This is a genomic window from Streptomyces sp. NPDC102462 (assembly GCF_044765425.1).
In the GTDB taxonomy this organism is placed as follows: domain Bacteria; phylum Actinomycetota; class Actinomycetes; order Streptomycetales; family Streptomycetaceae; genus Streptomyces.
In genome coordinates, this window is record NZ_JBIWKB010000065.1 from 14,848 (window position 1) to 28,445 (window position 13,598).

The window sequence follows — 13,598 nt, forward strand, 5'->3', positions numbered from 1 at the left end:
CTCGCCGCCCGGAGGGGGGTACGGGGTTCCCCTCCCGGGAGTTCCGGGAGGCCCGGGGCTCCGGGAGGCCGGGAGGTTCGTATGCGCAGGATCGGGGACACCGCGATAGCCGCGGTCACCGTGGTCGCCTTCGGCTCCGGCGTCTGGCTGCTGGGCACCGCCCAGCTGTCCGCGCCGCCGCAGCCCGCCGCCGCGGAGAGCCGCCCGGATCCGGCCGAGGAGCGGCTTGCGGCGCCCGCGCTGCCGCCGTCCCCGCCCACCCGGATCCGCATCACCTCGATCCGGGTCGACGCCCCGATGACGGGCCTCGGCCTGACGCCGTCCGGCAGCCTCGACGCGCCGCCGACCGGCGACAAGAACCTGGCCGGCTGGTACGAGGCCGGCACCGCACCCGGCGAGAAGGGCACCGCGATCGTCGCCGGGCACGTCGACAACTCCGAGGGCCCGGCCGTCTTCTACGCCCTCGGCGCGGTGAAGCGGGGCGCCACCGTGGAACTGGACCGGCGGGACGGCAGCGTGGCGGTGTTCACCGTGGACGCGGTCGAGGTGTACCGGGCGAGCGACTTTCCCGACGACACGGTGTACGGCGCCGCCGAGCGCCCGGAGCTGCGGATCATCACCTGCGGCGGGGGCTACTCGAAGACCACGGGCTATCAGGGCAACGTGGTCGTCTTCGCCCATCTGACCGGCAGCCGCTGAGCCGCCCGCGCGGCCCGCCGGCCTACGCCAGCCACTGCTGGTACGCCAGGTTCGCCACCAGTGCGAACACCACCGTCAGCAGCACCACCCGGACAAAACCACTGCCCCGCTTCAACGCGGTACGCGCGCCCAGCATGCCGCCCGCCAGATTGAACACCGCCAACACCACGGCAAGCCGCCACCACACCGCCCCCTGCCAGGCGAACGTGGCCAGCGCGCCCGCGTTGGTGCAGCAGTTGACGATCTTGGCGGTGGCGGATGCGGTGACCAGATCGAGGTGGAGGACCGCGGTGAGGGCGAGGACGAGGAAGGTGCCGGTGCCCGGTCCGACCAGGCCGTCGTAGAAGCCGATGCCGAGGCCGGCCAGGCCGATGGCCGCGAGGATCCGGCGACGGGAGGCGGGGCCGGGGGCGGGCGCGGTGCCGAAGGCCGGGCGCAGGATCACGAAGGCCGCGACGATGAGCAGCACCACCATGATCACCGGCTTGAGCACGTCGGTGCTCATCCCGGCCGCGAAGAACGCCCCGGCCGAGGAGCCCGCCAGCGCGGCGAGACCGATGCGGACCGCGGTGCGTACGTCCACGGGTGCGCGGCGGGCGTAGGTCACCGCCGCGCCCGTGGTGCCGACGATGGCGACCGCCTTGTTGGTGCCGAGCGCGGTGGCCGCGGGGGTGCCTGCGGGCAGGCCTAGCAGGAGCGCGGGGAGCAGCAGCAGGCCGCCGCCGCCTACCACCGCGTCGATCCAGCCGGCCGCCAGGGCGGCCAGGCTGAGCAGGGTGAGGACGGTCAGCGGTATGTCGGGCATGATCGTGACTCTATGGCGACGTGCCACCAGGTCCCCGCGGGGGGCGGCGGTTGTCTTTCGGGTGCGGCGGCGTTGGGGTTGTTCGCGCAGTTCCCCGCGCCCCTATGGGGCGCACCGGTCGTCGGATGGGTGCGGGCGCGTTGGGGTTGTTCGCGCAGTTCCCCGCGCCCCTATCGGGGCGCGCCCCAGGGTCGCCCGGTCCCTCACATCGTGGGGGTGGGGGTGCTGAGGGCAGCGTTCCTCGGGGGAAACAGGGGGGATGCCGTCGGGTAACGTCCGCGTCGCACGCTGCGGTGCATGACCTCGGACACGCGTGTGGTGGTGATCGGCGCCGGCCTCGCGGGCGAACGGCTCGCCCGTCGGCTTGCCGAGCTGGGCGCGTCCGCGCTGCTCGTCGGCGAGGAGGAGCACCGCCCGTACAACCGGGTCCTGCTCGCGGAGGTGCTGGCCGGCCGGTACGACCCCGAGGTGATCGCCCTGCCGGCGCCCGCGCGTCTCGTACGCGCCCGGGTCACCGGCATCGACCGCGCCGCGCGGCTGGTGCGCTGCGCGGACGGCTCGGAGATCGCATACGACACGCTCGTCCTGGCCACCGGTTCCAACCCCGTCCTGCCGCCGCTGCGCGGCCTGTTCGGGGCGGGCGGGCACGAACTGCCCGAGGGCGTCCACGCGTTCCGCACCATGGACGACTGTCTGGGCCTGGCCAAGGCGCTGCGGCCGGGCGTGCGGGCGGTCGTCGTCGGCGGCGGGCTGCTCGGCGTGTCGGCGGCCCGTGCGCTCGCCGTGCGCGGCGCCCAGGTGGTCCTCGCCCAGCAGGCCGAACGGCTCATGGAGCGCCAGCTCGACCCGAACGCGTCGCGGCTCGTGCTGCGTCACCTGACGGATCTGGGCGTCGAGGTGCACACCGAGTGCCGGGTGCGGGACGTGCGCTCGGCCGGCGGCGCCGTACGCTCGGTGGAACTGGCCGACGGGTACGCCCTGGACGCCGATCTCGTGGTCCTCGCCTGCGGGGTACGCCCGCGGGTGGGGCTCGCCGCGGACGCGGGTCTCGCCGTCCACCGAGGCGTCCTCGTCGACGACGAACTGCGCACGTCCGACCCGCACATCCGCGCCGTCGGCGACTGCGTCCAGCACGCCGGCACGGTGTACGGACTGGCCGCCCCGGCCCTCGAACAGGCCGAGGCGCTGGCCGGGTTGCTCACCGGACGGCCCGACTCCAAGTACACCGGCACCCGTTCACTGACCCGGCTCACCCTGGCCGGCGGCGGCTCGCCCTTCGACCTCGCCGCGTTCGGCGAGATGGAGCCGCGCCCCGGCGACGACGTCGTACAGCTCGCCGACGCCACCCGCGGCACCTACCGCAAGGTCGTCGTCCGCGACGACCGCCTGGTCGGCGGGGTCCTGGTCGGCCAGCTCGGCACCGTCGGCGCGCTCGCCCGCGCCTGGGAGGGAGCAGAGCCGCTCCCCGACGACGGCCCGCTGCTCCATCTGCTCACCAACGACGGAGGCTCCTGATGTCCACGACCGCACCCGTTGGGGACCGCCCCCGCCCCACGATCGTGCTCGTCGGCCACGGCATGGTCGGCCAGCGCTTCCTCGAAGCGCTCGCCGAGCGCGGTCTGACCGCCACGCACCGGGTGGTCGTGCTCTGTGAAGAGCCGCGCCCGGCCTACGACCGGGTCCAGCTCACCTCGTACTTCTCGGGGCGTACACCCGAGGAACTGTCCCTGACCGACATGGAGTTCATCACCAGCCACGGCATCGAACTGCACGTGGGCGACCCGGCGCAGCGCATCGACCGGGAGGCCCGCACGGTCACGGCCCGCTCCGGTCTGACGGTCGGCTACGACGTCCTCGTGCTGGCCACCGGCTCCTTCCCCTTCGTGCCGCCCGTCCCGGGCAGGGACGCCGAGGGCTGCTTCGTCTACCGCACCATCGAGGACCTGCTCGCGATCGAGGAGTACGCGAAGTCCCGGGCGACGACGGGCGCGGTGGTCGGCGGCGGGCTGCTCGGCCTGGAGGCCGCGGGCGCGCTCAAGGGCCTCGGACTCACCAGCCACATCGTGGAGTTCGCGCCGCGGCTGATGCCGGTGCAGGTCGACGAGGGCGGCGGTGCCGCGCTGCTGCGCACCATCGAGGACATGGGCCTGGCCGTGCACACCGGCGTGGGCACGCAGGAGATCGTCGTCGGCGCGGACGGCGCCGTCACCGGCATGAAACTGTCCGACGGCTCCGAACTCGCCACGGACCTAGTGGTGTTCAGCGCCGGCGTGCGCCCCCGCGACCAGCTCGCCCGGGACGCGGGCCTCGCGGTCGGCGAGCGCGGCGGGATCACCGTGGACGAGCGCTGCCGCACCGTCACCGACCCGCGTGTGTTCGCGATCGGCGAGTGCGCGCAGGCCGTCGACGGCCGGGTGTACGGCCTGGTCGCGCCGGGCTACGAGCAGGCGACGACGGCCGCAGCCGCCATCGCCGAGGACGAGTCGGAGCAGCCGGCGTTCACCGGCGCCGACCTGTCGACCAAGCTGAAGCTGCTCGGCGTGGACGTGGCGTCCTTCGGCGACGCGCACGGCACGGCCGCGGACTGCCTGGACGTCGTCTACTCCGACTCCCGGTCCGGGCTGTACAAGAAGCTGGTCGTCGGCCGCGACGGCACACTGCTCGGCGGCATCCTGATCGGCGACGCGGAGGCGTACGGCACGCTGCGCGCGCTGACCGGCACGGTACCGCCCGTCCCGCCGGAGCGGCTGGTGCTGCCCGCCGACGCTGCGGCCCCGGCCGCGCTCGGCCCGGCCGCGCTGCCCGACGAGGCGGTGATCTGCTCCTGCCACAACGTCACCAAGGGCACGATCCGCGGCGCGGTGACCGAGCACTCCTGCACCAGCGTGCCCGAGGTGAAGAAGTGCACCCGGGCCGGTACGGGCTGCGGCAGCTGCGTCAAGGTGCTCGGCCAGTTGGTCACCGCCGAGCTGGAGGCGAGCGGCGTCGAGGTCGACAAGGGCCTGTGCGGCTGCTTCGCGCACACCCGCGAGGAGCTGTACGAGATCGTCCTCGCGCTGCGCATCACCTCCTACCGTGACCTGCTGGACCGCTACGGCCGGGAAGCCGCCCGGGGCGGCGACGGCTGCGAGACCTGCAAGCCCACCGTCGCCTCGATCATCGCCTCCCTCGCGCCCAGCATCGGCGCGGACGGCTATGTCCTCGACGGCGAGCAGGCGGCGCTCCAGGACACCAACGACCACTTCCTCGCCAACCTCCAGAAGAACGGCTCGTACTCGGTCGTACCGCGCATCCCCGGCGGTGAGATCACCCCGGAGAAGCTGATCGTGATCGGCGAGATCGCCCGCGACTTCGGCCTCTACACGAAGATCACCGGCGGACAGCGCATCGACATGTTCGGCGCGCGGGTCGAACAACTGCCGCTGATCTGGACCCGGTTGGTGGACGCCGGCTTCGAGTCCGGGCACGCCTACGGCAAGGCGCTGCGCACGGTGAAGTCCTGCGTGGGCCAGACCTGGTGCCGCTACGGCGTCCAGGACTCCGTCCGCATGGCGATCGACCTGGAGCTGCGCTACCGGGGACTGCGCTCGCCGCACAAGCTGAAGTCCGCGGTGTCCGGGTGCGCCCGCGAATGCGCCGAGGCCCAGTCGAAGGACTTCGGTGTCATCGCCACCGCGAGCGGCTGGAACCTCTACGTCGGCGGGAACGGCGGCGCGACCCCGCGCCACGCGGACCTGCTCGCGCAGGACCTGAGCGACACCGAACTGATCCGGCTGATCGACCGTTTCCTGATGTTCTACATCCGCACGGCCGACCGTCTGGAGCGCACCAGCGTGTGGCTCGACCGGATCCCGGGCGGCCTGGACCACGTACGGGACGTGGTCGTGCACGACTCGCTCGGCATCTGCGCGGAACTGGAGTCCCTGATGGCGGCCCACGTGGCGCACTACCGCGACGAATGGGCGGAGACCATCAACAACCCGGAGAAGCTGGCCCGGTTCGTGTCCTTCGTGAACGCCCCGGACACCCCCGACCCGGTCGTCGGCTTCGTCCCCGAACGCGACCAGATCAAGCCCGATCTGCCGCTGCTGTCCATCGGCATGCCGCGCACACCGGCACTGGAAGACGCCCTGGAAGGAAGCTCCCAGCGATGACCCTGGCACCGGAGACCACCGATCTGAAGGTCCAACTGCGGCTCGCCGAGGACTGGTTCACGGTCTGTGACATCAGCCTGCTGACCCCGGGCCGGGGGGTGGCGGCGCTGCTGCCCGACGGCCGCCAGGTGGCCGTCTTCCGCGACCGGGCGGGCCGGCTGTACGGCATCGACAACCGTGATCCGTTCGGCGGCGCGGCCGTCCTCTCCCGCGGTCTGACCGGCACCCACGAGGGACGCCCCTTCGTCGCCTCCCCGCTGCTGAAGCAGCGCTTCGACCTGGCCTCCGGACAGTGCCTGGACGACGCGTCGGTCCGCGTGACGACGTACGAGGTGCGGACACGGTGACGGACGGGGTCCGGACACGGTGACGAACGGGGTCCGGGCGCGCCCGCGCCCGGACCCGCGAACGGACGGAAACACCTCCGTCGGGTCATGTGCACGTCACATCCACGGCGTATCCATCAAAGGCGTCTAGGGTCCGTCTCCGTACGACCTCGCCGCCGTACCGGCGGCGAGCCGGTCACGGCACCCCTCGGAGCGAGTGTGGAACGTCGTACCTTCCTGCGTGCCGCCGCCCTCGGCGGCTCCTCCGCCGCGTTCGGCGGAACCCTGTGGCGCGGCGCCGCGTACGCCGCGCCCGCGCAGCCCGGCACGGGCCCCTACGGACCACTCGCCGCCCCGGACGCCAACGGCATCCGGCTGCCGAGCGGCTTCACCAGCCGGGTGGTCGCCCGGTCCCGGCAGACGGTCCCGGGTACCTCGTACGCCTGGCACGACGCCCCCGACGGCGGGGCCTGCTTCGCGGACGGCAGCGGCTGGATCTACGTCTCCAACTCCGAGATCAGCCCGTCCGGCGGCGCGAGCGCGCTCAGGTTCTCGGCCACCGGGACGGTGACCGGCGCCTACCGCATCCTGTCCGGCACCCGGACCAACTGCGCGGGCGGCAGGACGCCGTGGAACACCTGGCTGTCGTGCGAGGAGGTGGACCGCGGCTATGTGTACGAGACCGACCCCTGGGGTGTGAAGGCGGCGGTCCGCCGGGACGCGATGGGCCGTTTCAAGCACGAGGCCGCGGCGGCGGACCCGGTCCGGGGCGTCATCTACCTCACGGAGGACGTCACCGACGGCTGCTTCTACCGCTTCCGGCCCACGACTTGGGGCGATCTGTCGGCCGGCACGCTGGAGGTGCTGGTCGCCGGCACGGCCACCAGCGGCCCGGTCGGCTGGGCGCGGGTGCCCGATCCGACGGGCGCGACGGCCACCCGCAACCAGGTCTCCGGCGCCAAGCGGTTCAACGGCGGCGAGGGCTGCCACTACGCCGACGACACCTGCTGGTTCACCACGAAGGGCGACAACCGCGTCTGGCAGTACGACGCAGCCGCCCAGACCATCGAACTCGCCTACGACGACTCCCTGGTGACGGGCGGCTCCGCCCCGCTGACCGGCGTCGACAACGTCACCGGCGCCGCCTCCGGCGACCTGTTCGTGGCGGAGGACGGCGGCAACATGGAGATCTGCGTGATCACCCCGGACGACGTGGTCGCGCCCTTCCTGCGCATCGACGGCCAGTCGGCCTCGGAGATCACCGGCCCGGCGTTCTCCCCCGACGGCACCCGCCTGTACTTCTTCAGCCAGCGCGGCACCAGCGGCTCGTCGTCCGCGGGAATCACCTACGAGGTGCGGGGCCCGTTCCGCACGTGACCCCGCAAGGGGCGGGGCCCCCGCACAGGGTGTACGGCCGACTTCCCGACCTGGGAAGTCAGCCGTCCTGTTGTTCGGCCGTCACAGTCTCGGCGGGGTATCCGTCCGGCATCCCGCCGGCAGTCTCGCTGACCGGCGGCAACCCCAACGACGTCACCCAGCCTGGCCTGCGGCGTCATCTGCCGGCGGCGACTGAAAAACCTCCGACTTTGTCAGGAGTTCTGAGCCGCCCCGCATGCGCCGAGGTGGGAGCGGTGCCGGTCCACGATTCCCTCGACGATCTTCATCAGGCGGTCTCCCGTCTGATCGATGCTTCCGTTCTGTGTGCTGACCTGCGCCCCTTCGAGTACGAAGGTGATCTCGGCCGCGGCCTGTTCGGGGTCGGGCATCTGGGCTTTGGCGCACATGCCGATCAGCCTGCGGGTCTGGTGGGCCTTGTGGTCCTCGATCACCTGCCGTGCCGGATGAAGGCGGTCGGGCAGCTCGGCGAGGGAGTTGATGAACGGGCAGCCCCGGTATGAGATCGCCGGCAGCCCCTCGGCGATGAAGCGGGCCAGGCCCAGAATCTGCTCCTCGGGCCGGTCGGGGTATTCGGTTTCCACGCGGTCGAAGGCCGCCCGATAATCGGCGGCGACGATCCGCAGCCACTCCGCGACCAGCGCGTCCTTGGTCTCGAAGTGCCGGTAGATCGCCATTTTGGTGGTCTCGGCCTTGTCGGCGATCGTCTGGACCCCCACCTGCCGGATCCCCTCTCTCTGGAAGAGTTCTTCGGCCGCGTCGAGGATGCGCTCACGAGGCGGCAGCTTCGCCACTCTGCTCGGCCTGCCGAGGGTCGATGCCATGACTACTCCGTCACTCCGATCGCGGGGTTCGCAACGCCCTACGGTACCAGCCAGACCCTTTCGATACCGTAGGGTATCGTTCGGTACTCGACGGTATCGGACTTGTCAGGGAGTGACGGTGAACGTTTCTGAATACGTGAGCTTCGACGCGGTCGGGCTGGCGGAGCTGGTGGCCATGGGCGAGGTGCTCCCCGCCGAACTGGAGGCAGCCGCACGCGAGGCTGTACAGGCAGTCGATCCGCGGATCAACGCCGTCGTGGAGACCTGGCCGTCCGACGACGAACCTGTCCCCGGCAGCGCACCCCTGGCCGGCGTCCCTTTTCTGATCAAGGACATCGCGGTGGCCATGGCCGGCAGGCGAACGGAGCTGGGAAGCCGTCTGGCGGCCGGTAACGTCGCCGGCTCCGACTCCTCACTGATGCTGCGCTTCCGTCGCGCCGGCCTCGTGACGTTCGGGCGCACCGCGACACCGGAGATGGCCTACGGCATCTCCACGGAATCAGCGTTGTACGGCGCGACCCGCAACCCGTGGGACCTGGAGCGGAGCGCGGGCGGATCCAGTGGAGGCGCGGCCGCCGCTGTCGCCGCAGGGGTGGTCCCGGTCGCCCATGGCACCGACGCCGCCGGATCGCTCCGTGTCCCCGCCGCCTACAACGGCCTCTTCGGGATCAAACCCACCCGTGGCCGGGTGTCCATGGGGCCCGGCGTCGACGAGGTCTTCAACGGCCTGGCCGTGCACGGCAGCGTCAGCCGCACCGTACGCGACAGTGCGGTACTGCTCGACCAGATACGCGGCCCGGAATCGGGCGACCCCTACTTCGCCCAGCAGCCGTCACGGCCGTACGCGGAGGAAGTCACCCGTCGTCCGGGCTCATTGCGCATCGGTGTCCTCGCCCAGGCGTGGGGCGGACGCCGCACGACCGCACCGGTGACCGACGCCCTCTCCCGCACCGTGCGGTTGCTTGAATCCCTCGGTCACCAGGTGGAGGAGGCCGAGGTCGACCTCGGCGCCGACTGGGAGGAATTCGTCCTGGCCAACGCCCGGCTCATGACGGTGAACCTCACCACCCTGGTCGACGAATTGGCCGCCGCCTTCGGCCGTCCCATCGACTCCTCGACCCTTGAGCCGGCGACCCTCGCCGGCTACCACTACGGGCAGCGGGTCGGCGGCGCGCAATTCCTCACCGCTCTCGCGATGCGGAACCGGGTGGCCCGAAGCCTGGCGCGGTACTTCGACGCGTACGACATCCTCCTCACGCCGACCCTGCCGGAGCCCCCCTTGCCTCTGGGCACTCATACCGAGGGCGCGGAGACACTGGACGGCCTCGGCTGGATCGAGCGCATCAATGACCTGTCGCCGTTCACCATGCCGTTCAACGTGGCGGGCACGCCCGCCATGTCCGTACCTGTGACGGCCGACGCCGGGACGGGGCTTCCGGTAGGTATGCAGTTCGCCGCCGGATACGGCCTTGAAAGCCGGCTCTTCCGCCTCGCCGGCCAACTCGAACAGGCAAGTCCCTGGTCAGGCCGGACTCCCACGGTATGGGCCGGGAACCACCCAGGCCGCTGAAGAACGCCCCTGGCACGCTGAGACATCGAGAGGACTTGAAAGTCTGCGCAGATGATGCGCGGAGGGGCGGCGCACCCGCAGGACGTCCACCACGCACCCGGAGGGGCGGCGCCCCCGCACAGGGTGCCGCCCCTCCTTGTGGTGGGCCGGAGCCGCCGTCGATCGGTGAGGGTCGGGGACCGTCGGCGGCTCCGGGGCCGGGGCGGGGCGGTGAGGGACGCCGTCCCGCGGGCCTGTGGTCAGCGGTGGTCGCTGCCCGCCGACTGGGTGGCGGCGCGGCCGGCCTCCAGCCGGGCGACCGGGATGCGGAACGGGGAGCAGGAGACGTAGTCCAGGCCCACCTCGTGGAAGAAGTGGACGGACTCCGGGTCGCCGCCGTGCTCGCCGCACACGCCGAGCTTCAGGTCCGGGCGGGTGGCGCGGCCCGCCTTCGCCGCCGACTGCACCAGGGAGCCGACGCCGTCCTTGTCGATGGTCTCGAACGGGCTGACGCCGAAGATGCCCTTCTCCAGGTAGGCGGTGAAGAAGGACGCCTCGACGTCGTCGCGGCTGAAGCCCCACACCGTCTGGGTGAGGTCGTTGGTACCGAAGGAGAAGAACTCCGCGGCCTCGGCGATCTGGCCTGCGGTCAGCGCGGCACGGGGCAGTTCGATCATGGTGCCGATCGCCAGCTTCAGCCCGGTGCCGGTCGCCTGCTCCACCTCGGCGATGACCCGGTCCGCCTCCTCGCGGACGATCTCCAACTCCTGGACGGTGCCGACGAGCGGAATCATGATCTCGGCGCGCGGATCGCCCTTGGCGTTGCTGCGTTCGGCCGCGGCCTCGGCGATCGCCCTGACCTGCATGCTGAACAGGCCCGGGATGACGAGGCCGAGGCGGACGCCGCGCAAGCCCAGCATGGGGTTCTGCTCATGCAGCCGGTGCACCGCCTGGAGCAGCCGCAGTTCGTTCTCGTGCGGCTCCTGCCGGGCCTCCGCGAGCGCCACACGCACCGACAGTTCGGTGATGTCGGGCAGGAACTCGTGCAGCGGCGGGTCGAGCAGCCGGACCGTCACCGGCAACCCGTCCATCGCCTCGAACAGCTCGACGAAGTCCCGCTTCTGGAGCGGCAGGAGCTGCTTCAGCGACTCCTCGCGCTCCGCCTCCGTATCCGCCAGGATCAGCCGCTCCACCAGCTCGCGCCGGTCACCGAGGAACATGTGCTCGGTGCGGCACAGGCCGATGCCCTGGGCGCCGAAGCGCCGGGCCCGCAGCGCGTCCTCCGCGTTGTCGGCGTTGGCGCGCACCCGCAGCCGGCGCTTGCGGTCGGCGAACGCCATGATCCGGTGCACGGCCTCGACCAGTTCGTCGGCGTCGTCGGCGCCCGCGTGCATCCGGCCCTCGAAGTACTCCACGACCGGGGACGGCACCACCGGGACCTCGCCCAGGTACACCTTGCCGCTGGAGCCGTCGATGGAGATCACGTCGCCCTCCTCGACGACATGCCCGCCCGGCACCGTCATCCGGCGCCGCTTGGTGTCGACCTCCAGGTCCTCCGCGCCGCAGACACAGGTCTTGCCCATGCCGCGCGCGACCACGGCCGCGTGCGAGGTCTTGCCGCCGCGGGAGGTCAGGATGCCCTCGGCCGCGATCATGCCGTCCAGGTCGTCCGGGTTGGTCTCGCGGCGGACGAGGATGACCTTCTCGCCCGAGCGGGACCACTTGACGGCGGTGTAGGAGTCGAAGACCGCCTTGCCGACCGCGGCGCCCGGCGAGGCGGCGATGCCCCGGCCGACCTGCTCGGTCTTGGCGTGCTCGTCGAACCGCGGGAACATCAGCTGGGCGAGCTGGGCGCCGGTGACCCGCTGCAGCGCCTCGGTCTCGTCGATCAGGCCCTGGTCCACCAGCTGGGTGGCGATACGGAAGGCGGCGCCCGCGGTGCGCTTGCCGACGCGGGTCTGCAGCATCCACAGCTGGCCGCGTTCGATGGTGAACTCGATGTCGCAGAGGTCCTTGTAGTGGTTCTCCAGGATCTCCATGATCTCCAAGAGCCGGTCGTACGACGGCTTGTCGATGTTCTCCAGCTCGGCCAGGGCCACGGTGTTGCGGATGCCCGCGACGACGTCCTCGCCCTGCGCGTTCTGCAGGTAGTCGCCGTAGACACCCTGGTGGCCGCTTGCCGGGTCGCGGGTGAAGGCGACTCCGGTGCCGGAGTCGGGGCCCAGGTTGCCGAAGACCATGGAGCAGATGTTGACGGCGGTGCCGAGGTCGTGCGGGATGCGCTCCTGACGGCGGTAGAGCCTGGCCCGGTCGCCGTTCCAGGACTCGAAGACCGCCTTGATGGCGAGGTCCATCTGCTCGCGCGGGTCCTGCGGGAAGTCGCGGCCCGTCTCCTTCTTGACGATCTTCTTGAAGGTGCCGACGACGTTCTTCAGGTCCGCCGCGGCCAGCTCGGTGTCGACCGTGACCTGCCTGGCCTCCTTGGCCTTGTCGAGGGCGTCCTCGAAGTGGTCGCCGTCGATGCCGAGGACGGTCTTGCCGAACATCTGGATGAGCCGCCGGTAGGAGTCCCAGGCGAACCGCTCGTCGCCGGCCTGCTCCGCGAGGCCCCGCACGGACTCGTCGGACAGGCCGATGTTCAGGACGGTGTCCATCATGCCCGGCATCGAGAACTTCGCCCCGGAGCGGACGGACACGAGGAGGGGGTTGTCGGCCTGTCCGAGCTTCTTGCCCATGGCCGCTTCGAGGGCTTCGAGGTGCGCACTCACCTCGTCACGCAGTGCCGCCGGCTCCTCGCCGCTGTCGAGGTAGACCTTGCAGGCCTCGGTGGTGATGGTGAAGCCCGGGGGGACCGGAAGGCCCAGATTGGTCATCTCGGCGAGGTTCGCGCCCTTGCCGCCCAGGAGGTCCTTGAGGTCCTTGTTTCCCTCGGTGAAGTCATAGACGAACTTCACGCTCTCAACGCTTTCGCCCGACGCGGGTACCTGAGGATCTTTGTTTTCCGACACGGGACTCGACTCCTTGAGGCCGCGGTGGCTGCCCTGACGGCGAGGAACATACCCAGATCGAAGGCACCCGGGTACGTCCACTCGCGCGTCATACGCCCGTAACCAGCCGTCCGCCACGGGATCGAAAGTCAAGGATGGGCAAGCATCGGGCAGCCGACGTTTTCACTTCTTGAACGGACGGAGGCTCTGTACGCTCCGCTCCGTGCTCATACGAGCAGACCAGGGCACGTCTGATTTCGCGCGCTGAACGACCAAGGGGTGGCACCGAGTGCCACCCCTTGGAGAAGTGCAGCCGTCCATGATCCGCTCATCTGAGCGCAACCCACATCAAGGGTGGCAAAAATCACGCTGCCACACCCAACCAAATCCCACCATGCGGACGCCCCCCAGAGACCCCGGAAAACGGCAGACGCGACGACGCCACAGTCGAGGACCGGCTGGCCCCCCGAAGGGGCGCGGGGAACTGCGCACCCAACCACGACGACGCGACAGCCAACGACGGCGAGTGACCCCCACAGGGGCGCGGGGAACTGCGCAACCAGCCACAACGACGCGACAGCCAACGACGGCGGGCGACCCCCGAAGGGGCGCGGGGAACTGCGCACCCAACCACAACGGCCCGAAAGCCAACGACGGCGAGTGACCCCCACAGGGGCGCGGGGAACTGCGCGACCAGCCACAACGACGCGAAAGCCAACGATGGCGAGTAACCACCGAAGGGGCGCGGGGAACTGCGCGAACAACCACAACGACGCGAAAGCCAACGATGGCGAGTAACCACCGAAGGGGCGCGGGGAACTGCGCGAACAACCACAACGACGCGAAAGCCAACGATGGC

The 13,598-nt window shown here is 71.0% G+C and carries 9 protein-coding genes; 6 read left to right on the forward strand and 3 right to left on the reverse strand.

Annotated features, from left to right (window positions below; genetic code table 11):
- Positions 1–81: 81 nt before the first annotated feature.
- A complete protein-coding gene (locus ACIRFL_RS36485; RefSeq protein WP_404037638.1) occupies positions 82–699 on the forward strand; it encodes a class F sortase in 618 nt (205 codons plus the stop codon).
- Positions 700–721: 22 nt separating this feature from the next.
- Here the strand turns inward: ACIRFL_RS36485 and ACIRFL_RS36490 are convergent, their stop codons facing one another.
- The gene (locus ACIRFL_RS36490; protein WP_404037640.1) at positions 722–1,504 is read right to left on the reverse strand and encodes a sulfite exporter TauE/SafE family protein; all 783 of its coding nucleotides are present in this window, start codon (positions 1,502–1,504) and stop codon (positions 722–724) included.
- A gap of 297 nt (positions 1,505–1,801) precedes the next feature.
- Between ACIRFL_RS36490 and ACIRFL_RS36495 the strand changes: the two genes are divergently transcribed.
- The 4 genes from ACIRFL_RS36495 (at position 1,802) to ACIRFL_RS36510 (ending at position 7,361) form a co-directional block, all read left to right on the forward strand.
- Entirely contained in the window at positions 1,802–3,019 is a 1,218-nt protein-coding gene (locus ACIRFL_RS36495; protein WP_404037643.1) for an NAD(P)/FAD-dependent oxidoreductase, read from the forward strand.
- A complete protein-coding gene (gene nirB / locus ACIRFL_RS36500; protein WP_404037646.1) occupies positions 3,019–5,658 on the forward strand; it encodes a nitrite reductase large subunit NirB in 2,640 nt (879 codons plus the stop codon). Before ACIRFL_RS36495 ends, nirB begins: the two co-directional genes overlap by 1 nt.
- Positions 5,655–6,005, forward strand: a complete 351-nt coding sequence (gene nirD, locus ACIRFL_RS36505) for a nitrite reductase small subunit NirD (protein WP_404037649.1) — start codon at positions 5,655–5,657, stop codon at positions 6,003–6,005. The genes nirB and nirD overlap by 4 nt, the downstream gene beginning before the upstream one ends.
- A gap of 198 nt (positions 6,006–6,203) precedes the next feature.
- On the forward strand, positions 6,204–7,361 hold the full coding sequence (locus ACIRFL_RS36510) for an alkaline phosphatase PhoX (protein WP_404037652.1): 1,158 nt from the start codon (positions 6,204–6,206) through the stop codon (positions 7,359–7,361).
- 212 nt (positions 7,362–7,573) lie between these two features.
- On the opposite strand, the gene ACIRFL_RS36515 is transcribed toward ACIRFL_RS36510, so the two are convergent.
- Entirely contained in the window at positions 7,574–8,203 is a 630-nt protein-coding gene (locus ACIRFL_RS36515) for a TetR/AcrR family transcriptional regulator (RefSeq protein ID WP_404037655.1), read from the reverse strand.
- Positions 8,204–8,321: 118 nt separating this feature from the next.
- Here ACIRFL_RS36515 and ACIRFL_RS36520 point away from each other — a divergent pair, with 118 nt between their 5' ends.
- Positions 8,322–9,773, forward strand: coding sequence for an amidase (locus ACIRFL_RS36520; protein ID WP_404037658.1), 1,452 nt, complete (start codon positions 8,322–8,324; stop codon positions 9,771–9,773).
- A 239-nt stretch (positions 9,774–10,012) separates the two neighbouring features.
- On the opposite strand, the gene ppdK is transcribed toward ACIRFL_RS36520, so the two are convergent.
- Positions 10,013–12,760, reverse strand: a complete 2,748-nt coding sequence (gene ppdK / locus ACIRFL_RS36525) for a pyruvate, phosphate dikinase (protein WP_404037661.1) — start codon at positions 12,758–12,760, stop codon at positions 10,013–10,015.
- Positions 12,761–13,598: the final 838 nt, after the last annotated feature.